A 22,291-nucleotide genomic window follows, 5' to 3' on the forward strand; every position below is an offset into this window, starting at 1 on the left:
ATTAAACACTTATATGCTATTTTATGCTGATCCAAAACAAAAAACCGCCCATGGTTTGGCGTTGCCTCCAGGCTACGTCATGATCTATCAAAGCTTTAATTATTTGACGTAGCGAAAGACGCTACGCCGAACACCAGACATAAGGTCATCTTTCCAAGTGTCACGAAAGCTTTCTCAGGCGAACTAATGTTTGAAGGACCCTAAAAATACAGGCAGAGCCAAAATAAAAAAACCGTCCATAAGTGCTGAACGGTTTTCCGAATAAATAAAAAACGGGTATTAAAGGTTGCTTAACGCCTCTTTAAATCGTTTGGTAACTTCTGCAGCCACCTTATCCAAATCAGGATTATTAATATTTTTCATTACTTCTGAAGGATTGATCATCACCACTTCGACTTTTGAATCATCAACCTGTTTTACAACGACTTTGCAGGGAAGAAACAAACCAATATTCGGTTCTGCCTGTAAGGTCTTATACGCAAAACCCGGATTGCAGACACCCAGAATCAGGTAGGGCTTCATATCTACATTATCAAGTTTCTCTTTTAAAACCTTATCCATTTGTGTTTCTGTGGTTACCCCAAATCCCTGTTCCTTCAGTACATCTTTGGTTTTCTGAACCACTTCCTTATAATTTCCATTTATGGTTTTACTCAGGTAATAATCCTGGGCATTTGCCGCAAAAACAGCTATAAAACTCAGTAAAACCATAGCATACAAACTCTTTCTCATAATATTTCAATTAATGTTTCATATTAAACATATAGAATATTATATATGTTTTCAGCAAAAAACATTTGTTAGGAATTTTTAGGAAATAAGGAGCTTATATAATGTAGAGAAATTAAAATTAACGAAGTTAAGGTTGCCTAAATTAACCAGGTGTTTTATTTATTTTTTAATTCCAGGGAAAGCAGTGCGGCTGTGGTTGATAATGTAATCTCAATATACGGTGAACCAACTATAAATTTACCTTCTCTATTCATAAAGATTTATTTAAAATTCTGTTTGTTACTACTTCCCTGCAAGCCAAAGTTAAATATATTATGGTATTGTCCTGAAAAGATTCATTAGTATAACAGGAGCATACATTTTATAAAAAGTATTTAAGATAGTGCTCCAGAAAAACATCGTACAACCTGTAGGTATCATTATCCTTTATAACTAATTGTTTATCCAACAAAGCGTTAAATGCCCTATACATGCTGCTGACGCTTTTGATTTTTGCGATCTCCATAAAAACAGCGGAATTGGGGCTTGAAACTGTGCCGGATTTTGCCACCCCTTTCAAAACAGAAAACTGTTGCTTCGTAAGTAATTCGGGCAACTCACTGTAAAAGACACTTTTTTCCAATATAAATTCACGATACTGCAACTCGAATTCATTTACAGTTTCCGGTAATGTTTCCAGACTAAATAAAAAGTTAGCCATAGCTTGCACATAATAAGTATGCAAATATGAAATGGAAAGAATATGCTCTATAATGGATGGATTCACTTCTTTTTTTGCCTTTCTAAAATGCTTTAATATGAACTCCAAATAGTCAGCCTTTTTGATTTTCCCGATTGACAGCATTCGGGTGGATTGATAAAACGGCATATTATATTTGGTAAATATTTCGTTCAGCAAATGCTGTTCACTTCCACTATATATAAATATAATATTATTGCTTTGTTGGGTGAGTGATCTTAATTTACCTTCAAATGGGACCTGGTTGTCATATTTTTTAATCTCTTGAAACTCATCAATAGCAAATACAATTTGCACTTTAAGCTGATTCAAAAATTTGAATAACTCTTCCAAATTACTAAAAATCCGGTTTCTGTTATTGAAAACTACATCGACAGAGGGCAAACCATCCATACCTATACTGAAGGACGCACCGATAGATTTTAAAAAGCTTTGAAGTTTGTCTGAGAAATCCCGCTTTGCAAACACCTTACTTTTTATAATCCCATTCGCAAGTTCCTTTGTAAAATCGTCCACACTACTTGTGCCCCATATATCGGCATATACACATACATATTCCTTACCAAGTCTGTGGAATACATGATGTATCAATGCTGATTTTCCCAAACGCCTGTACCCGTATAATGTAATATCCTGGTTATTTATGATTGCTGAAATCAGTTTCTCACTTTCATCCACCCGGTCACAAAAATACCGTTGATTCTTATAACCTTTAATTAAAAAAGGATTCATTTTCTTCTTTTATTCAAAGATATGAATTTGTTATCAATTTCGCAATATGCGAAACGCAATATGCGAAACGCAATATGTAGAATGCAGAAATATCGGTTTAAGAATGAACCAACGCAATTACTTTCACCAATTTCCATAGTTTGGTTCCATTCTTCGACTTTCCAACCTGAAATCCAAAACTACAATATCAAGTTATTAAAATCTTACTAAAATCATATAATGAAGGTTTGTTTTAAGATCAAGTACATAAATCTTTATGAAAGTATGTTATTTTCAACAACATTTCTTATATTTGTCATCACGATACTCAACCTGAATCAGAATTTCCAATCATTTTACCAGAAATTTCAGGTTATGTCAAATTGAATCAAAATCACCTCAACAGGCTGAGGGTTTTAAATAGTTAAGGATCTGTGAGAGCTTTCGCCCGAAAGCTCTCATTTTTTATGTTCCAGTATTAAATCGAAAATGCGGTTAAAACGGGGAATTGTCTTTTCGGCATAATAGATTAAACCATCATACAAAGCCAGTTTTTCCGGCATTTGATTTCCCCTGCGAATATCTTCTTCATCATGCGATAAAAGCAGAATAATCAGGGTATCATTTTTTTCGGTCACGGTGTTATCCACATCCAGCCATTTCACCTTGAGATTCTCTTCATCAATTATCTCCAGGTTGATCTCAAAAAAGTCTCGTTGAAAAACTTCGAGCAACAGTTTTGAGTTTGTAAATTTATTCTCAAATAAGAACTTAAAATACAAATCAATACTCTCGGTTTTAACCCATTTGTGTCCTTTGGATTTGATGTGTGCTTTTATATCCTCGATTGTTTCTTCCAGATTTTCCATAATATCATTTTGTACCTATGAAACCACAAGCATGGAAAATTGTTTTATGCCTCTTCATAACTGGCTTCATAATATATTTCCAGCAATTTGACTTCGCCCATCGGCAAAAAGCTGACTTCCCGTATTTCAGCAGGAATAAGTACCGTCTCACCAGCTTTTATTGTCACAGGTTCATTTTCGGTTGCAATAACAGCCTCCCCTTCCACGCACATGATGATCTCAAATGAATCCAACAGGTAGTAATCTCTTTTTACTGCCTGATCGAGATGCAACAAATTAACCGTAAAAAACTTATTCCGCTGAAGATTCACCGGTTGATTGAGTTCAACCTCATATTTGCTTAAAAATGCGCCGGGTTTACTGTAGTGAAGTACATTTAAGGAATCCTCTATATGCAACTCTCTGAAATTTCCATTATCATCTTTTCTTTTGTAGTCATACAGCCGGTATGTGACATCGGAAGTCTGCTGTATTTCGGCTACAACAACACCGGCACACAAGGCATGCACCCTTCCGGCAGGAATCATAAATACATCTCCCCTTTTAACAGGGAATTTTGTCAGTATGTCTTCAAAATTGCCTTCATCAATACAGTTTTGTACCTCCTCGCGGGTTACATCTTTCGAAAATCCGGGGATGATATATGCTCCCGGCTGTGCATCCACAATATACCACATTTCGTTCTTACCAAGTTTTCCGTGGCGTTCTGCGGCATATTCATCATCAGGATGAACCTGAATGCTCAGATCGGCATTGGCATCAATAAATTTAATCAACAGCGGTATAACTGTTCCGAACTTATCAAAAACCACATCTCCAACCAAATCTCCCATATAAACTTCTATCAATTCATCCAGCGGATTGCCGGCAAGAAAGCCATTGGCTACAACCGAAACGCTGCCTTCAACTGAACTGATCTCAAGAGACTCCCCTACCCTGGCCTTCTCTCCGGCATTCTTATTCAGTTTATCCTTCAGGTAACTTCCACCCCAAATCTTTTCATGTAAAACCGGTTCAAACTTTAATGGATACAGCAAACTCATATCTTCTGTTTTTTACAAATGTAGGTTTTATCATTATTTAAAGCTAAAGGAATAATAAAAAGTGGAAAATTTATGAATTCATAATGCGTTAGGTAAAAATGGAGTGCTATTTTTGTTTAAAATACGATTATGAAGACCAAACTAACATATTCAATTCTTACATTTTTTCTGTTTTTTTGTACCGGAGCTAAAAGTCAGATTCCGGTTCCTCCGGAAAAACCAACATTAATTATTGGCATTATCATCGACCAGATGCATCCTGATTATCTTAACCGGTATTACAATAATTTCACTGAAAAAGGATTCCGGGTTTTTATTGATAACGGATACACATTCAGCAATGCGGCTTACAGCTATGCCTTTTCACACAAAGGACCGGATCAGGCTACCCTGGTCACCGGAACCACACCCCGGTATCACGGAATAACCGGCATAGAATGGTACAACCGCAAAACGCTTAAAACAGAACTCATCACAGCAGATGAACGGGCCATTACAGTAGGGCTTACCCCTTCTCAACATGCGTATAACGCAGCAAACATGAATGCCTCTACCATTGGTGATGAACTAAAACTGAGCACTTACGGTAATTCAAAAGTTGTTTCAGTTTCCCTTGAACCAACCCAGGCAGTTCTGCTGGCTGGTCATGCTGCCGACGGCGCTTACTGGCTGGATGAAAAAACCGGCAGGATGATTTCGAGTGATGCGTATATGGCCTGGCTTCCCGACTGGGTAGATGCATTTAACCTGAAAAATTTTCCCGGATTCTATATGAAATCAAGATGGGATCTGCTGCTTCCCGAGAATAAATACCTCTATGATGCGAAAAAAAGGATTTATAAAGATTATTCACTGCCTCAGTCTTTTGAATCCAATGCTTCAAAACCAAATCCTTTTGCTTTTTTAAAAGCCACACCTTTCGGAAACATGATGCTTAAGGACTTTGCGTTGAGCGCTATTAAAGGTGAAAAACTCGGACAGGATGGTTTTACGGATCTGTTATTTGTCAATTTCTCTTCGCTTGGACAAAAAGCACTTGAATACGGTCCTTATTCCATTGAAATGGAGGATAACTACCTCCGTCTCGATCGGGAAATTGAAGATTTGATTAAAACCATTGAAAAGGAAGTGGGTCGAAATAATGTTTTGTTCTTTTTAACCGGATCACAACGAGCACCAATTAATCCGGAATACCTTGAAGAATACAATATACCCTCTGGTTATTTTAAAGCAGACCGTGCCATGGCTTTGCTCAATACCTATCTGATGGCATTTTACGGACAGGGCCGTTGGATTGAACACTACTACGGTCAGCAAATTTATCTTAACAGAGAATTGATTGAATCATCGAAGATTTCATTTAAAGAAGTACAGGACAGAACAGCTGCATTCATGAAAGAATTTACAGGGGTGGCATTTGCTGCACCTACCCATTTATTTAATGAGAACGAATATCAGTCCGGCGTATTGAAAAAAATGCAGGAATCTTACAATAAGGAGCATTGTGGTGATATTTTCCTGATGCTGGAACCGGGATGGATTGAAGAACCCGGGGATCAAAATGAAACCGAAGTATATGGATTGTCTGACACAAGGGTCCCTCTTAGCTTTTACGGTTGGAAGACAGGAAGAGGTGAAAGTTCTCAACCCGTAAAAATAAGTGATATAATTCCAACTATTTGCAGTATGACCGGAATCCCCATGCCAAACAGTGCAACAGGAACACCAATTAAAGAACTCAATCCCTGATTTTATAAATATAAACTCTAAAACGAATACGTTATGCGATCACACGAAATTGATTATCAGATTAAAGGTCACGATGTACAGCTTGTAGAAATTGAACTCGATCCGAATGAAACTGTCATAGCCGAAGCCGGTGCCATGCTGTATATGGATGAGGGAATCAACTATACTGCCCGCATGGGAGACGGTTCAACACCCAACGAAGGCCTGTTCGGTAAACTGTTGAAAGGTGCAGGAAGACTCATTACAGGTGAAAGTCTGTTCGTAACCCATTTTACCAACCAGGGTTATGGAAAAAAACGGGTAGCCTTTTCAGCGCCTTATCCCGGTACTATCATTCCTTTGCATCTTGAAAAACTCGGTTTCAGGGTTACCGTTCAGCGGGATGCCTTTTTATGTGCCGCTCTGGGTACAAAAATATCTGTTACTTTCAGTAAACGTCTCGGTTCAGGATTGTTTGGCGGCGAAGGATTTATCCTTCAGAAACTGGAAGGTGACGGACTGGCTTTTGTACATGCAGGTGGTACGGTGATTGAAAAAGAACTGAACGGCGAATCACTTTTTGTGGACACGGGCTGCCTCGTCGGATTTACCGATGGCATTGATTATAATATCAGCCAGGCCGGTGGACTGCGTTCCATGGTATTTGGCGGAGAAGGCCTGTTTCTGGCCCATCTCAGGGGGACCGGAAAAGTCTGGTTACAATCCATGCCAATCAGCAAACTGATTGCTGCCATTGCACCTGCCGGAAGAAACAGTGGTAAGGAAACCGGTGGCCTGCTGGGAAATTTACTTCAGGATTAAACGGTATTTTTATTACTTTTGCAGCCGTTAAATTAAACACATGGAAACAGTAGTAAGTGGAATAAGACCAACAGGGAACCTGCATCTGGGTAATTATTTTGGTGCAGTACGAAACTTTATCAAAATGCAGAATGAGTATAACTGCTTTTTTTTCATTGCAGACTGGCATTCGCTTACGACACATCCCAAACCAGGTGATCTGAAAAAGAATGTCCGACAGGTTCTGGCTGAATACCTTGCCTGCGGCATTGATCCCGAAAAAGCCACCATATACATACAGAGCGATGTGAAAGAGATCCTTGAACTCTATCTGCTTCTGAACATGAATGCGTATCTCGGAGAGCTGGAACGGACCACGTCATTTAAGGACAAAGCACGGCAGCAACCCAATAATGTCAATGCAGGACTGCTTACCTACCCGGTGCTGATGGCCAGTGATATTATTATTCACAGGGCGCATAAGGTACCGGTTGGAAAAGATCAGGAACAAAACCTCGAAATGGCCAGAAAATTTGCCAAACGTTTTAACAACATGTACGGTGAATTATTTCCTTTACCACAACCATTTACCTTTTATGGTACAGATCTGATTAAAGTTCCGGGACTAGACGGTAGCGGAAAAATGGGCAAATCTGAAGGAAATGGTATTTTTTTGGTTGATAGTGATAAAGATATCCGTAAAAAAGTGATGCGTGCCGTTACCGACAGTGGTCCAACTGTAGAAAACTCAAAAAAACCTGAAGCGATTCAGAATCTGTTTACACTGATGGAAATCGTTTCAACACCAGACACTGTCGCACATTTTGATGCCCTTTATAACGCATGTGAAATTCGTTATGGGGATATGAAAAAACAGCTTGCCGAAGATATCACAAGTTTCATTGCACCAATCCGTGAAAAGATAGAAGACTTATATAACAATGAGGCGTACCTGGAAAAGGTATCTAAAACAGGTGCAGAAAAAGCCCGTGAAAGTGCAGCGAGCACTCTTAGCGAGGCTAAAAAGCTGATGGGACTATAATTATTTACAAATTTAGGAATTACGAATCATAGTTATCCGGATAAAAGCCTAAATAAAGGGTTGAAACATACGATTTTCAGTAACCCTGGTATTGTGTCACCGCTAAAGCTATGGCGAAATGCGGTAATGCCTGAGTTACGTTTCAATTAACTAAAACCATAAGAGGTTCTTGTTTCAAAATCAGGAGATAACCCGTTTTTTCTTAACGGATTCTTTCCTGGTAAGTAATATGGGAAGTGCGACCCCTAAGGCAAGAGCCAGCAAGATAAAAGAAGCTTTTAAACCATTATTGACAGTTTCTGCCATTATCCGGTTATAATCTCCCGCGTTTACATCTTCTGTTAATTCCATGAGCCCTATCATCATTCTGTACGTGAATACACCTGGTACCATGGGAATTACTGCAGGAACGGCAAAAATCATCGGAGGTGCATGTTTATAATGTGCTGCATAACTGCTCATAACACCTACAGTAACTGAACCACCCAAAGATGCAAGGGTTATGTTTACGCCGAACTTTAAAAGCAGGAATTTAACCAGACCACCAACAGCACCAATTAAAAAAATAACCTTCAGTGTTCTCAGCGGTACATTAAACAGGATGGCAAAGCCAATTGCTGCTAATCCAAGCCAGATTCCCTTCTCTAAAAATGCAATCCATTCCATATGTTACAACTGACAGATTTGTATGGCAAGCAATAAGCCGATTGCAATTGCAAAGGCTATGACTAACCCATTAACACTTCGTACAATTCCATTCATAATATTCCCGTGAATAAGATCTGAAAAAGAATTAATAAGAGGAACGCCGGGAATAAGATACAGCACTGATGCGGACAATGCATATTCCTGAACAGATCCGCCAAACTTAACAAACAATCCGGCTATCATCGAAGATACAAACGATGCAAAAAAGATGCATAAATAGGGATTAAAGCTCTTCTTAACAGCCTCCTGCCTTACATACAGACCAATAAATGTTGCAATAAAAGCGACCAGCATTTCCTGCCATCCTCCGCCAAACAACCTGCAAAAGGAGGCATCAGCAAGTCCGACCATCAGAAGAATGACCGGCCTGGGATAATGCGGTAAACTCAGTAACCTATCCAGTTCTGCATTGATCTGCTCTATATTCCATCTTTCCTGAACCACCTTCCAGCTCATAATACTGATTCCGGAAACTACGCTGAAGTTTACTCCGTGGGGCGAAGTTCGTTTAAGGCTGCTGTGAAAATGTTCCTCATCCGCATCGCTCACCGTTAACATAAGGGCTCTGTGTGTAATCAACAACTCTGTAGTACAATTGAATGCTCCCGATATGCGCTCAACGGTCATCCTGATCCGTCTTGTATTAGCACCACAACTCATCAGGTTGGATCCAACACGAAGCAGCGCCTTCCCCAGCTCTTTTATATTAACTTTTCCTACAGCATCTGCAGGTATAATCTGTTCATCCATAAACATCAATTCCGGCAGCAAAATTACGAAATGCATCATTCTCATTTCAACTTATATTAACCACAAAACGTGATTTAACATAATTTTACAATGCAACCCTTTTTAGTAATCCGGATCCTTTAAAATGTTATAAATCTTCATGCATCAACGACCAGAACTGCTTTTTTCATATTTTTGCAAAAAAGTGATGTAATGGCATTAATTAAGAAAGTACGTGGATTTATCCCCAAAATTGGTGAAAACTGTTACCTGGCTGAAACAGCCGTTGTAATTGGTGATGTAGTGATGGGCGACAACTGCAGCATATGGTATAATGCGGTGCTGAGGGGTGATGTAAACTCCATCAGAATTGGTAATAACGTCAATATTCAGGATGGATCAGTATTACATACACTGTATGAGAAATCTACGGTTGACATTGGCAATAATGTATCCGTTGGACACAATGTGACCATCCATGGTGCTAAAATCAGTGATAATGTATTGATCGGTATCGGTGCCACGGTTCTGGATCATGCTGAAATAGGAGAAAATTCGATTATAGCGGCAAACTCACTTGTTTTAACAGGAACCAAAGTGGAACCAAACAGCGTATATGCTGGAGTGCCTGCCAAAAAGGTTAAAGATATTGAGCCCGAACAGAGCAGAGAGATGATTCATAAAATAGCCAACAATTATGCAATGTATGCCAGCTGGTACAAGGATGGCGAAAGCTGGTAGAAAATACTTTGGCCAATACGTGATATCATCCTATAGGAAAAAACTATAAGGTTATGTGCCGGGCCCGGATGGGCTCATTATAGAAAAGGTTGGCCAGGCCGTTAAATTTATCCGGATTCTCAGTTGTGAAAAATTCAACATGCCCTGATTTGCTGATTTTTTCGTCCATTTCTGGATGTCTGCCGAGATAATCCTTCAGACTGGCAGCAACAACCGGTCCCTGTGATACAATTTCGATATGAGAAGGCAAAAAGGATTTTATTTTTCGGATCAGAAGAGGATAATGCGTACACCCAAGGATTATAGTATCAACCTCCGCATCTTTCTCCATCAACGCATTGATATGTTGCTTTACAAAATATTCAGCACCGGGTGAATCGGCTTCACCATTCTCAACCAAAGGTACCCACATTGGACAAGCTTCTCCGGTAACGCTAATATCCGGATGCAGTTTATGGATTTCAATTGGATAGGATTCTGATTGTATGGTGCCGGTTGTTCCAAAAACCCCAACATGTTTCGTATGTGTAATATCTCCTACCATTTCCACACTCGGTCGGATAACACCAAGCACTCTTCTGTCCGGATCAATGACGGGAAGATGTTTCTGCTGAATTGTACGGAGGGCTTTTGCTGAAGCCGTATTGCAGGCGAGAATAATCAAATGACATCCCATTTCAAACAGCCTTGTGACGGCTTCAAGGGTATATTCCAGAACAACATCAAACGAACGCGTTCCATAGGGTGTCCGGGCATTATCACCCAGATAAATAAAGTTATGCTGTGGTAATGAATTGACCAGATCCCGCAGGATGGTTAATCCCCCGTAACCGGAGTCGAACACTCCAATGGGACCTGGCAATTCAGACAATTTTGTTTTATTGTGCTGCTGCATCATTATCTGTGATACCAAGCTTTTTCAACACAAGAGGCATGATGTCAATACTCTGATCTCCCATATATAGCACTTCACCCTTGGCCAGATCAAAGATATAAGTAAACCCGTTTTCCCGGCCTACTTCTTCAACTGCTTTACGGGCCTTATCCAGGATTGGCTGCGTCAACTCGGTTTGTTTTTGCTGCATATCCTTCTGTGCAGACTGGTAAAAATCCTGTATATTCTGGCTCATCATCTGCAGTTCTTTTTCTCTTGACTGACGGGTAATGGCATCCAGAGTTTTACTTTCACTGACATATTTGGTATTCAGTTTTTGTAATTCACCCTGCATCATTTTCAGCTTTTCGTTGTTACTGGTCTGAAGATCCTCAAGATCATTCATAGCCTTGTCCATCTCGGGCATCTTCTGAATAAGCGCCTGACTATCGATATGTCCAAATTTAAACTTAGTTTGTGCATTGACATTCCATACTGCAAACGGCAGTACAACTAGCAGAAATAAAATTGCTGTTTTTTTCATTCGTTTGAAATTTTTAAGTTTTCTATCCTTCATTACCTCGAAGCTCCGGAGCAGTTAAGCCGCCTCTTTTTGTATACTTTGATTAAACCTGTGAATGTCTAAGGTCAAGATTTAATAAAAGTACGTCTTCGTTTCACAAGAATATATTTTCGTTTTGTTTTTATTTTTACAGGTCCGGATTAAACGTCTCTTTTGTTTTAACTGCCATACCCTGTTTTATTTATTTTCCGTGATCAATCATTAAATCATTGAAACCAAGAAGATATAGGATACCATCCAGGCCAACTGATGAAATAGCATGCTGTGCATTCTCCTTAACCTTTGGTTTGGCATGAAATGCAATTCCCAATCCCGCAAGGTTCAGCATCGGTAGGTCGTTGGCCCCGTCACCCACTGCAATAACCTGTTCAAGATGGAGTTTTTCCACCTGCGCGAGAAGTTTCAGCAACTCTGCTTTTCTTTTACCATCAACAATTTCACCAACATACCCTCCGGTAAGTTTGTCGTTCTCTATCTCAAACTCATTGGCATATACATAATCAATATCAAGTTTTCGTTTGAGATGTTCACCAAAAAAAGTAAATCCACCTGACAAAATAGCAATTTTGAAGCCAAACTTTTTTAGTGTGGAGATCAATCTTGCGGCTCCCTCTGTTACAGGCAGGTTTTCAGCTATTTCATTCAGTACTGAAACCTCAAGCCCTTTTAGTAAAGACAGGCGCTTTTTAAAGCTTTCATTAAACTCCAGCTCACCTCGCATGGCAGATTCCGTGATTGCTCTTACCTGTTCTCCAACACCATGCCGTTCGGCCATTTCATCAATCACTTCTGTTTGTATCAGTGTTGAATCCATATCAAAGCATACCAGCCTGCGGTTTCTTCTGTAAATATTATCTTCCTGAAAGGCTACATCAATACCCTGCTCCTTGGATAAATCCATGAAGTTTTTTTGCATCATGGCCTTGTCTTTCAGAGAGCCTCTCACTGATAACTGCACACACGACCTGGTCTGGCTGTTGGTTGCATTTAATGGTATCCGACCTGTTAACCGTGTTATATTATCAATATTCAATCCCTGAGAGGCCATTAGACCTGTAACCGACGATATCTGCTTTGCACTTAACTTGCGTCCGAGTAAAGTGACGATGTACCTGTTTTTGCCCTGCATGCTCACCCAGTGTGAGTATTCCTCGTGGGAAACCGGGGTAAAACTGGCATTCAGTTCCAGTTCATAGGCCTTGAACAACAGGTCCTTTAATACCGGAGCCGATTCATTGTTTGACGGCACCTCGAACAAAATACCCAGCGAAAGTGTATTGTGAATATCCGCCTGACCGATATCCAGAATATTACAATCATATTTGGCCAGTATTCCGGTCAGTGCTGATGTTAAACCCGGCTTATCTTCACCAGTTATTTTTAATAGTAACAGCTCGTTTTTTAAATCAATCATAAAAGCCTATTTACCGGCTTGTTTTGCCCAACTGTCTTTTAACTGAACAGTTCTGTTAAATATTAAAGCTCCTTTTGCAGAATCCGGATCAACATTAAAATATCCTATCCGCTGAAACTGAAAATTCTGCAGAGCCTGCACATTCTCAAGTGGTGGCTCAACCTTACAGCCTTTCAGTATCTTTAGGGAATCCTTGTTCAGAAACTCTAGAAAATCCTTGTCCTTATGCCCCTGAGGCGCTTCATCGAGGAATAACCGGTCATATAATCTCACTTCGGCATCCACACAATGTTTAACGCTTACCCAATGTAACGTTCCTTTCACCTTTCGGTTACTCTGCGGCATGCCACTTTTTGTCTCAGGATCGTATGTACAGTATATTTCTTCAATCTCACCTGATGACTCGTTCTTTTTAAAACCGGTACATTTAACAATGTATGCACCTTTTAATCGTACCTCGCGATCCGGACCAAGACGGAAGAATTTTTTTGGCGGATCTTCCATAAAATCATCCCGCTCTATATAAATTTCCTTTGAAAACGGCAGTTTTCTGCTTCCCATGGATTCATCTTCCGGATTATTAATGATCTCCATCTCTTCAACCAGCTCATCCGGATAATTTGTAAGAATAAGTTTCAGGGGATTTAGCACTGCGTTTACCCTGGGCGCCCTTTTGTTAAGGTCTTCGCGTATGCTGTGCTCCAGTAAAGCGAAATCGTTTAATGCTTCGAATTTTGTATATCCTATGCGATCGACGAATTTCCGTATGGATTCGGGCGTGTAACCTCTCCGGCGTAAACCACACAATGTTGGCATGCGTGGATCATCCCAACCATTGACATAACCTTCCTTAACCAGCTGAAGCAATTTACGTTTGCTCATAACAGTGTAGTTCAGATTCAGACGATTGAACTCAATCTGACGCGGCCGGTAATCACTGTCCGTTAACTGATCGACAAACCAGTTATACAATGGTCGGTGGACTTCAAATTCCAGGGTGCACAGAGAATGTGTAATACCTTCAAAATAATCACTCTGTCCATGTGCAAAATCATACATCGGGTATACATGCCAGGTATCTCCGGTCCGGTGATGTGGCTTATTAATGATCCTGTACATGATAGGATCACGCATATGCATATTGGGAGATGCCATATCAATTTTTGCACGCAAGACTTTGGAACCCTCCGGAAACTCTCCGGAATTCATGCGCTGAAAAATATCCAGATTTTCTTCTACTGATCTGCTTCTGAACGGGCTCTCCTGCCCTGGTGATGTTGGAGTCCCCTTCTGACTGGCAATAGCTTCCGAAGACTGATCATCAACATAAGCCAATCCTCTTTTTATAAGATCGACCGCAAATTCAAAGAGTTGTCCAAAATAATCAGAGGCATAAAACTCCCTGTCCTCCCAGTCAAATCCCAGCCATTTTATATCCTCTTTTATGGAATCCACATATTCCACATCTTCTTTCACCGGATTCGTATCATCAAAACGAAGATTACACTTTCCTCCAAAACGTTCTGCAATACCAAAATCAAGACAAATTGCCTTGGCATGGCCGATATGAAGATATCCGTTAGGCTCGGGCGGAAACCGGGTGTGTACCCTTTTATTGTTTTTTCCTGCTTCGATGTCCTGAACCACAAATTCCTCAATAAAATTCAGTGGTTTTCTTTCGATGTCTTTTTCATTTAACTCGCCCATATATCTCAAAAATTTTGACCGCAAATTTACTAATTTCAAAAGAAGTATTACAGGTTTTAATGTATTTGTTGGTTCGATTCAAATCAAACCGGGCCAGCGGATACATTGAATCCTTAAATTAACTTCAAAAAAGATACTATACTCTTAACCTGAATTCCATCCGTTCAAACTTCCGTTCAGAAAGCTTTTACAATTGAAGGCAGGTTATTCGTAACCAAACTGCTTTAATTGATTATCATTATTCCGCCAGTCCTTCTGGACTTTTACAAATATCTGAAGGAACACCTGTTTACCCAGAAACTTCTCAATATCCTTTCGTGCTTCTGTACCAACACCTTTCAAAGCCTTTCCCTGGTTGCCGATAATAATTCCTTTCTGCGATTCGCGTTCAACCAGAATGACAGCATTAATATGAATAATTTTTTTATCCTCCTTAAACTGCTCAATGTTGACTTCAGTAGAATAAGGAACTTCTTCCTTGTAGCGTTCAAATATTTTTTCACGTATGATCTCTGAAACAAAAAAACGTTCCGGACGATCAGTCAGCGCATCTTTTTCAAAATACGGGGGTGAATCAGGAATTAGTGATACAATGCGTTTAAATAACAAATCGGCATTAAATTTATGTAATGCCGAAACAGGATATATCTCAGCCTTTGGCAGTTGTTGCTTCCAGTAATCTACAAGTTCCTCCAGTTTACTCTGGTCAGTCAGATCGATCTTATTAATGACCACAATCTGGTGTGCATCCGAGTTTCTGACTTTCTCAATAAACTCTATATTTTTTTCTTTGCTTTCCACCACATCTGTCACATAAAGCAGAACATCAGCATCTTCCAGTGCTGAATTAGAGAACTTCAACATAGACTCCTGCAGCTTATAATGAGGTTTTACCACACCGGGAGTATCTGAAAAAATAATCTGAAAATCATCGCCATTTATGATGCCGAGTATTCTGTGCCGGGTTGTCTGGGATTTATTGGTAATAATGGAGAGCCTCTCTCCTACGAATAAATTCATGAGTGTGGATTTACCAACGTTGGGGTTTCCAACTATATTTACAAATCCTGCTTTATGTGCCATTAATTATGTTTTGAATTTGAGAGGCTAAAAGTACTACAATTTTTCTTTCGTCCTTAAAATGAGCAAATACTGATAAAAAATGTTTGGATTTATTCTGAAAATTTTACATAATTTCAGATAATATGCGATTCAGATTGATCTGACTCAGTGCAGGCAGTTTACATTGCGTCCTGACCACTTCCGGTTTGAGGTAGTCAAAGTTATACTGATCCCTAACAACAAACCAGCCCATTTCTTCGGCTCTTTCAGCAATATATTCCTGTTCACTTTGTCCAGGTGTAGGAATAATGATGGCTGGCGTTCTGGTCACCAACAGGTCCATTATTGAGGAATAACCAGATCTGCACACAACATAGCTGCAATCCTGTAAAAGCTTTTTAAGGATAACAGTATCCGCTATATTATACACGATTATATTATCAGGCAGTTTTCTTGCCCTGAACCGGTCTGATCCGCGGACCAATACTATTTTCTCATCCGTATGGTATGCTGCTGTAATTAATCTGTCTTCAAGAAAAGAGCGTTGTGGTTCCGGACCTGAAATGATGGCCAGTATATGTTTTTTGTTGTGTTGGATGGCGGTACCGAAACGGCTTATAAACCCAAGGTATCTTGATTCCGGTTTTGAAACACTGAACCGTGTAAGTTCCGGGAAACAGTGTTCAGGAACATCAGGGATAATACATAAATCGAACTTACGCATCAGGTAACGATGGATTTTAGATGGCAGTCCCCATGGCTTGAGTGTGGAAGGCTTTAAGATATTAACCTGATGTGTCATATAGATGGATTTCACTGTTTTACTTCTGCAACTAAAACGGTTATCAGAAAAAACAACCCGAACGTTATGTCCCTTTATGAATGTCCTGATTCTGGATGCATCGCTAGCATAAACACGAATAAAGTGTGGCAGTTGCCATAATAGTCTTAAAACCTGTGATCCGCTGCGTGAATATGTAGGTTCATATGGCAAAAGACTAAGCAGTTCAACATCAGGTAACTCCTTGCTTAAATACGAATTAAACAAATAGGGACTGGTTGCAATCGTTACTTTACAGCCTTTCTTAAGGAGCATTTCTATTAATGGTATTGATCTTGCAGCATGCCCAAGTCCCCAGTCAAGGACACAAAATAATATGTGTTTCTGGTCTGACATCAGGCTATCTCAAACGCAATATTATTTTCTGCCAGACGCTTCCCAATTTCTAATAATTCATCTTTACTTACCTTTTTAATTGAATTTATGGGCGTATCTCTCGAAATAGAGTATATCATTACATACTCAGGATTAATCGCCCTGAGTGCTACTATCCATTCCGTAAGTTCTGATTCGGTTGTATTATCAAAATGTTTTCCATTCACCTCGCCCCTGCAAAATAAAGTCTGAATGATAAGTTTCCCCTTAAAAACCTTAAGCTGTTCAATACAATCCGTTATATTAAAACTGCCATTGGGATCATTTATTAATTTTACTGTTTCTTCAACAGCAGAATCCAGTTTCAGAATATTCATATCTACCAGGTTCAGTGCGTCAATAACATCCTTATTCCATATCCGGGTTGAATTGGAAAGCACTGAGACTTTAGCACCGGGACAATACGCATTTCTGGCAGAAATGGTATTTTTAATAATCTTAAGAAAATCCGGATGCAACGTTGGTTCACCATTTCCTGCAAAGGTTATGACATCCGGTTCATTATTTTCATGCATCAACGTCTCAAGCTTTAACCGGAGTTCTGCATCAATCTCTCTGGCAGCAGGTAATCGTTTTCTATCTGGTTTGCGCTCTTCATTCAAACCACATTCACAATATATGCAGTTAAATGAACAGATTTTACCTGATGTCGGTAACAAATTTATACCAAGTGAAGTACCTAAGCGCCGGCTTTTAACCGGGCCGAATACAATTGAATCAAAAAGAAAAGTTGCCATCGTACAAATGAATTACTGCAAAAGTAAAAAAGTAATCGATTGAAGATAGCAATTTACAACTCATTAACCAATGGGAATTTCGCGCTTAAATCTTTGTTCCAGTGAAATGAATGTTTCTGTGGCGGAGATGCCTTTTATGGCCTGAAGTTTTTCGTTCAGTACATGCTTCAGATCTTCATTGTCTTTGGCAAAGACCTTTGCAAAAATACCATACTGACCAGTAGTGTAATGACATTCAACAATTTCAGGAATCTTACTGAGCTCTTCAGCGACTTCTTCGTACATCCAGCCTTTTTCAAGAAAGATACCAATATAGGTACAGGTTCTGTAGTTTAATTTTTTGGCATCTACGTTATATCCTGATCCGGTTATAACTCCCATGTCAATTAAGCGCTGAACTCTCTGATGTATTGCAGCTCTGGATACACCGCACTGAGCTGCAACGTCTTTAAACGGGATTCTTGCATTTTTTGTTATAATGCTAAGTATCTTTTTATCAAGAGAATCTATTTTTCCTTCCATGATTCAAAAGTAATAATGAATAAAATACCAATTTGTAAACAAAAGTAGGATATATTATCCAAAATGACAAAACCATATTTGTAAAATAAGAATCAATTTGATATATTTGCAACGGCATTGCAAGACATTTGAATATATTTTTGACATTTTTCAATCATATTGCACATTATAATTCAAATTGTCAATGTTTTTTGAAATTTTTCGGGTCTTTTTAAGCCAATGTCTTGCAAAATGTCAAAACTGGGAAAACAAATATTAATAATAATCAAAACTTATCATGAGCAAAATTAAACAACGTTGGCTTGTCATATTCCTGTTGCTTGTTGTTTCCGCAATTTTAGGAGTAGTTTTCAACTTTGATTTTCCGCACACAAAGAGTGCAGATCTCAACACAGGTGATATCGCCTGGATGCTTACTTCAACAGCTCTCGTTCTTTTAATGACACCCGGGCTTGCGTTTTTTTACGGTGGCATGATTCACGCCAAACACATTATCTCGACCATGCTTCAGAGCTTTATTGCAATGGGCATCGTAAGTGTAATCTGGATCATCTTCGGTTTCAGTCTGGCCTTCGGGGACAGTATTGGCTGGGAAGGATTTGGTTTATTTGGCAACCCGGGAACGTTTTTCATGTTCCGTAATGTTGGCGGCGACCCTGACGGCACACTGGTCACAACAATTCCGCTCGCGCTGTTTGCCATGTTCCAGTTGAAATTTGCAATAATTACACCGGCACTTATAACAGGCTCTTTTGCAGGGAGAGTCAGGTTTGCAGCATACATGCTTTTTCTCACATTGTTTACCATATTTATATACGCACCGCTGGCCCACTGGACCTGGCATCCAAATGGGTTTCTGCGCAACTGGGGTGTACTGGACTTTGCAGGTGGTACGGTCGTTCATATGTCTGCGGGTTTTGCAGCACTGGCAGGTGCACTTTTCCTCGGAAGAAGAAAAGATGCCAACAAACCCATACAACCTTCCAACATACCATTTGTACTGTTAGGTGCAGGAATGCTCTGGTTTGGATGGTTTGGTTTCAATGCAGGATCAGCCCTGGGCGCAAATTCGGACGCTGTTCTGGCACTTGTCAATACCAATACGGCCTCAGCAGCGGCCATGCTTACATACATCTTCTATGATGGAATAATGGGACGAAAACCTTCAGCAATGGGTGCAGCCGTTGGACTTGTTGTAGGTCTGGTTGCCATTACACCGGCAGCCGGTTTTGTTAATATTGGCTCCAGTATAGCCATTGGGGTGATTGCCTCTATTGTTAGTAACTATGCTATTCATCGTAAAGAAAGAACAAACGTAGATGATACGCTGGACGTTTTCCCGGCTCATGGTATGGGCGGTATTTCAGGTATGATACTAACTGCCGTATTCGCCAGAAATGTTGGACTGGTATATGGTGAGTTCACAACATTTCTGTATCACCTCCTCGCTTTGGTAATAGTTGGTATTTTCACCTTTGGTGGTTCGTATCTCTTATACTGGATTACGGACAAGATTGTCCCGATGCGCGTTGACGAATACAGTGAGAAACAAGGTTTGGACATCAGTCAGCATGACGAACAATACGCATTTGAATACAAGAATTCAGACGATTAATTTTTAGTTATAGCTATCAAAGCCCGGCATTTTGTCGGGCTTTTTTTGTCTATCTTTGTAACGATGAATATTGAAGAAATCAGACTATACTGCCTGTCACTTCATCCTTCGGTAACTGAAGACTTTCCGTTTGGTGAAGCTACACTGACATTCAGAATCGGGAATAAAATTTTTGCTTTATTATCTCTCGATGAAGTACCTCCCACTATAAATCTAAAATGCGAACCGGAAAAAGCTATTTCGTTAAGAGAACATAACGACCTTATTATACCGGGATTTCACATGAATAAAACACACTGGAACACGATAACCGACACAACTGAAATTGACAGTTCCCTGTTAAAATCAATGATATCGGATTCTTACGTTCTAATAAAAAATTCTCTACCTAAAAAGATTAAAGACAGTTTGTAATGCTCTATACGTCAAAAGCGATCGTCTTAAAGAAAATCAGATATTCTGACAATTCATTTATCACGCATATGTTTACAGAAGAACATGGGCATCAGACATTTTTAATATCAAAAGGTTCAGGCAAAAACAAAAAAGCTTCTGCATTGCTTTTCCCCCTGACCATACTTGAAATATCTTCAGACCTGAATCCCAAAAGAGATATTCAACGGATCAAATCCATGCATATTGATATTCCATTTCAAACAGTTCCTTTTGACCACAGAAAGAGTGCCATAGCACAATTCCTTTCCGAGGTATATTTTGAATGCATCAAAACCGATATAGAAAACAGACAACTCTTTAACTTTTTGAAAACATCTATTGAAATACTGGACATTATAGAACATAATATTGACCTGTTCCATCTTAAGAATATGCTGGAATTATCAAGGCAAATGGGATTCTTTCCAACAAATAATTACTCAGATTCTCATCCGTATTTTAATGTTGCGAACGGAAAGTTCACCAACAGAAAAGAAATGGGGTCTGCAAACAAGGATGTTTCTTTACAGTTATCCCTACTGGACACTTTTTCAGACATTGAAAATTTCAGGCCGGAAATAAAATTTGAGGTTGGAGAAATTCTGAATGTGCTTGTAAACTATTTTGAAATTCATCTGGAGAGTTTTAAAAAGCCAAAGTCAATGGATGTTTTCAGAATGCTGATCTGATTTAAATAAACGCTTTATTGAAACCTGCATTTCTTTTGTACTTTCAGCTTAGCAAAAACTACTAAGTGGAAATGCTTTTAAAAAAGACAGCTATTTGTTTTTAAATCCAAATAGATTACTTTTGCCGGCAGGTTTTAGATTAACCTGAAATACTACAGGGCCTCGTAGTTCAATGGATAGAATAGCGGTTTCCTAAACCGTAGATCCAGGTTCGATTCCTGGCGGGGCTACAAATTAAAATAAATCTGAAATATTACTTTTCCAATTTTAATCGTTTGTTAACTATTTTGTGATTATCAAAGAAATAACTCCGTATTTGCCGGATATTTTACACGAAAATGGATGGACTGAAATGTTAAAAAACAGGTTTTATGTAAATTTCATGAAACTATATTGTTTATATAACAAATAATTTACGTAATTTTAACACCTGAAAAATAAAAATTTTCAGGCATAAAGAATAATTTAAAACTAAAATCGTTTCATTTGTAGTCACAAAAACAAGGAGCATAAAATAAGAAATGCAATTTAAAACCGGACTACAGTAGTGATACATTATAATATAGGTAAGCAAATATTAAACAGGGTAAAAAATGGCAGTGAAAACTACATTCTGAATAGCATCATATTCGCTGCATTTATATTCTTTTTTAACTTACAGAATACAAATGCGCAGATGGATCCGCAATTCAGTTCAAACATGTTTAATATCTTATCTTCAAATCCTGCAGCGGCAGGTCGAAATGGTCAAATGAATGTATTTGGTCTCACAAGGCAGCAATGGGTTGGTTTTATCAATAATCCGCAGACATCGGTCTTTAATTTTGATACTAACCTGAGGCTATTCAAACAGGAAAGTGGAGTGGGACTCTCTATAATTGATGATAATTTAGGTTTGTTTAACAATTTATCAATTAATTTTATATATTCGTACCGTAAAAGAATTTGGAATGGTGTTCTGGGAGCGGGAATTAACACTGGCTTTATAAATCTAACCTGGAGTGGTGAAATTTATATCCCGGATAAGGGCAAGGAAACAGATTATATGACAGCCGTTGAGAGCAGCACCAATGATTTAACACAGAAATCGTCAGACACCAAGTTCGACATCGGTTTTGGAGCGTTCTTTGATCATGAAAAATTTTATGCCGGTGTATCAGTCAGCAGATTAACACGGCCTGAGCTGGAACTCTCAAGCACATCGAATGGTGTGTATTTCTTTTTCAACAGAGTTTATTATGCAACAGCCGGTTACAATTTTGTTTTAGCTGATAAACCTAAATATGAAATTAAGCCATCCGTATTTTTTAAATCGGACGGTATTATTTCGCAGGCAGATCTCAATTGCAATATCTGGTACAACAAAAGATATTACGGAGGTTTAAGCTACAGGCTGCAGGAAGGATTTGTTTTTCTTGCCGGTATAAATTTAAAAAACGGTCTTAATATTGGTTATGCATTCGACCTCACTACCTCCCGTATGAAGTACGGAACCTACGGTTCACAGGAAGTTTATGTGAGTTATTCATTTGAGGTCAATATGAATAAACAATTAAGCAAACATAAAAGCGTTAGATTTTTATAAAGATGACAT

The 22,291-nt window shown here is 39.1% G+C and carries 22 protein-coding genes and 1 tRNA gene; 9 read left to right on the top strand and 14 right to left on the bottom strand.

Annotation, left to right across the window (positions count from 1 at the left end):
- Positions 1 to 279: 279 nt before the first annotated feature.
- The 4 genes from ACE1EF_RS17960 to ACE1EF_RS17975 form a co-directional block, all read right to left on the bottom strand.
- Entirely contained in the window at positions 280 to 732 is a 453-nt protein-coding gene (locus ACE1EF_RS17960) for a DUF302 domain-containing protein (RefSeq protein ID WP_375722083.1), read from the bottom strand.
- A 361-nt stretch (positions 733 to 1,093) separates the two neighbouring features.
- The gene (locus ACE1EF_RS17965) at positions 1,094 to 2,203 is read right to left on the bottom strand and encodes an AAA family ATPase (RefSeq protein ID WP_375722084.1); all 1,110 of its coding nucleotides are present in this window, start codon (positions 2,201 to 2,203) and stop codon (positions 1,094 to 1,096) included.
- Positions 2,204 to 2,640: 437 nt separating this feature from the next.
- Entirely contained in the window at positions 2,641 to 3,051 is a 411-nt protein-coding gene (locus ACE1EF_RS17970; protein WP_375722085.1) for a hypothetical protein, read from the bottom strand.
- A 44-nt stretch (positions 3,052 to 3,095) separates the two neighbouring features.
- A complete protein-coding gene (locus ACE1EF_RS17975) occupies positions 3,096 to 4,094 on the bottom strand; it encodes a type I phosphomannose isomerase catalytic subunit (RefSeq protein WP_375722086.1) in 999 nt (332 codons plus the stop codon).
- Positions 4,095 to 4,223: 129 nt separating this feature from the next.
- Here ACE1EF_RS17975 and ACE1EF_RS17980 point away from each other — a divergent pair, with 129 nt between their 5' ends.
- The 3 genes from ACE1EF_RS17980 to trpS are packed head-to-tail and all read left to right on the top strand — an operon-like array spanning position 4,224 to position 7,665.
- On the top strand, positions 4,224 to 5,843 hold the full coding sequence (locus ACE1EF_RS17980) for an alkaline phosphatase family protein (protein WP_375722087.1): 1,620 nt from the start codon (positions 4,224 to 4,226) through the stop codon (positions 5,841 to 5,843).
- Between the two features lie 33 nt (positions 5,844 to 5,876).
- Positions 5,877 to 6,644 carry a TIGR00266 family protein gene (locus tag ACE1EF_RS17985; RefSeq protein ID WP_375722088.1) on the top strand — a complete coding sequence of 256 codons (768 nt, stop codon included), beginning with the start codon at positions 5,877 to 5,879 and terminating at the stop codon, positions 6,642 to 6,644.
- Positions 6,645 to 6,684: 40 nt separating this feature from the next.
- The gene (trpS, locus tag ACE1EF_RS17990) at positions 6,685 to 7,665 is read left to right on the top strand and encodes a tryptophan--tRNA ligase (RefSeq protein ID WP_375722089.1); all 981 of its coding nucleotides are present in this window, start codon (positions 6,685 to 6,687) and stop codon (positions 7,663 to 7,665) included.
- A gap of 180 nt (positions 7,666 to 7,845) precedes the next feature.
- Here trpS and ACE1EF_RS17995 read toward each other — a convergent pair whose 3' ends face one another.
- Positions 7,846 to 8,331 carry a threonine/serine exporter family protein gene (locus tag ACE1EF_RS17995; RefSeq protein ID WP_375722090.1) on the bottom strand — a complete coding sequence of 162 codons (486 nt, stop codon included), beginning with the start codon at positions 8,329 to 8,331 and terminating at the stop codon, positions 7,846 to 7,848.
- Positions 8,332 to 8,334: 3 nt separating this feature from the next.
- Entirely contained in the window at positions 8,335 to 9,162 is an 828-nt protein-coding gene (locus ACE1EF_RS18000; protein WP_375722091.1) for a threonine/serine exporter family protein, read from the bottom strand.
- Between the two features lie 153 nt (positions 9,163 to 9,315).
- On the opposite strand from ACE1EF_RS18000, the gene ACE1EF_RS18005 reads away from it, so the two are divergent.
- The gene (locus ACE1EF_RS18005; protein ID WP_375722092.1) at positions 9,316 to 9,843 is read left to right on the top strand and encodes a gamma carbonic anhydrase family protein; all 528 of its coding nucleotides are present in this window, start codon (positions 9,316 to 9,318) and stop codon (positions 9,841 to 9,843) included.
- A 43-nt stretch (positions 9,844 to 9,886) separates the two neighbouring features.
- Here the strand turns inward: ACE1EF_RS18005 and murI are convergent, their stop codons facing one another.
- The 8 genes from murI to ACE1EF_RS18045 form a co-directional block, all read right to left on the bottom strand.
- On the bottom strand, positions 9,887 to 10,705 hold the full coding sequence (murI, locus tag ACE1EF_RS18010) for a glutamate racemase (RefSeq protein WP_375722093.1): 819 nt from the start codon (positions 10,703 to 10,705) through the stop codon (positions 9,887 to 9,889).
- Between the two features lie 16 nt (positions 10,706 to 10,721).
- Positions 10,722 to 11,261, bottom strand: coding sequence for an OmpH/Skp family outer membrane protein (locus ACE1EF_RS18015; RefSeq protein WP_375722094.1), 540 nt, complete (start codon positions 11,259 to 11,261; stop codon positions 10,722 to 10,724).
- Positions 11,262 to 11,481: 220 nt separating this feature from the next.
- On the bottom strand, positions 11,482 to 12,714 hold the full coding sequence (gene serB, locus ACE1EF_RS18020; RefSeq protein ID WP_375722095.1) for a phosphoserine phosphatase SerB: 1,233 nt from the start codon (positions 12,712 to 12,714) through the stop codon (positions 11,482 to 11,484).
- Between the two features lie 6 nt (positions 12,715 to 12,720).
- Complete coding sequence (locus ACE1EF_RS18025; protein ID WP_375722096.1) at positions 12,721 to 14,421, bottom strand: glutamine--tRNA ligase/YqeY domain fusion protein; 1,701 nt, start codon at positions 14,419 to 14,421, stop codon at positions 12,721 to 12,723.
- A gap of 204 nt (positions 14,422 to 14,625) precedes the next feature.
- Positions 14,626 to 15,504, bottom strand: a complete 879-nt coding sequence (era, locus tag ACE1EF_RS18030) for a GTPase Era (protein WP_375722097.1) — start codon at positions 15,502 to 15,504, stop codon at positions 14,626 to 14,628.
- A 103-nt stretch (positions 15,505 to 15,607) separates the two neighbouring features.
- Positions 15,608 to 16,660: a glycosyltransferase gene (locus ACE1EF_RS18035; RefSeq protein WP_375722098.1), complete on the bottom strand. Its 1,053-nt coding sequence runs from the start codon at positions 16,658 to 16,660 to the stop codon at positions 15,608 to 15,610.
- Positions 16,660 to 17,436, bottom strand: coding sequence for a radical SAM protein (locus ACE1EF_RS18040; protein ID WP_375722099.1), 777 nt, complete (start codon positions 17,434 to 17,436; stop codon positions 16,660 to 16,662). Before ACE1EF_RS18040 ends, ACE1EF_RS18035 begins: the two co-directional genes overlap by 1 nt.
- 63 nt (positions 17,437 to 17,499) lie before the next feature.
- Complete coding sequence (locus ACE1EF_RS18045; RefSeq protein ID WP_375722100.1) at positions 17,500 to 17,958, bottom strand: Lrp/AsnC family transcriptional regulator; 459 nt, start codon at positions 17,956 to 17,958, stop codon at positions 17,500 to 17,502.
- A 277-nt stretch (positions 17,959 to 18,235) separates the two neighbouring features.
- Here ACE1EF_RS18045 and ACE1EF_RS18050 point away from each other — a divergent pair, with 277 nt between their 5' ends.
- The 5 genes from ACE1EF_RS18050 (at position 18,236) to ACE1EF_RS18070 (ending at position 22,282) form a co-directional block, all read left to right on the top strand.
- Positions 18,236 to 19,573: an ammonium transporter gene (locus tag ACE1EF_RS18050; protein ID WP_375722101.1), complete on the top strand. Its 1,338-nt coding sequence runs from the start codon at positions 18,236 to 18,238 to the stop codon at positions 19,571 to 19,573.
- 63 nt (positions 19,574 to 19,636) lie between these two features.
- Positions 19,637 to 19,987 (top strand): MmcQ/YjbR family DNA-binding protein, encoded by a 351-nt coding sequence (locus ACE1EF_RS18055; protein ID WP_375722102.1) that lies wholly within the window; start codon positions 19,637 to 19,639, stop codon positions 19,985 to 19,987.
- Entirely contained in the window at positions 19,987 to 20,697 is a 711-nt protein-coding gene (gene recO, locus ACE1EF_RS18060; protein WP_375722103.1) for a DNA repair protein RecO, read from the top strand. Before ACE1EF_RS18055 ends, recO begins: the two co-directional genes overlap by 1 nt.
- A 158-nt stretch (positions 20,698 to 20,855) precedes the next feature.
- Positions 20,856 to 20,927: transfer RNA gene (locus ACE1EF_RS18065), tRNA-Arg, on the top strand.
- A 317-nt stretch (positions 20,928 to 21,244) separates the two neighbouring features.
- On the top strand, positions 21,245 to 22,282 hold the full coding sequence (locus tag ACE1EF_RS18070) for a PorP/SprF family type IX secretion system membrane protein (protein ID WP_375722104.1): 1,038 nt from the start codon (positions 21,245 to 21,247) through the stop codon (positions 22,280 to 22,282).
- The last annotated feature ends 9 nt before the right edge of the window (positions 22,283 to 22,291 follow it).

It is taken from the genome of Quyinboa sediminis (assembly GCF_042219855.1).
Taxonomy (GTDB): Bacteria; Bacteroidota; Bacteroidia; order Bacteroidales; family UBA5342; genus JBHJHP01.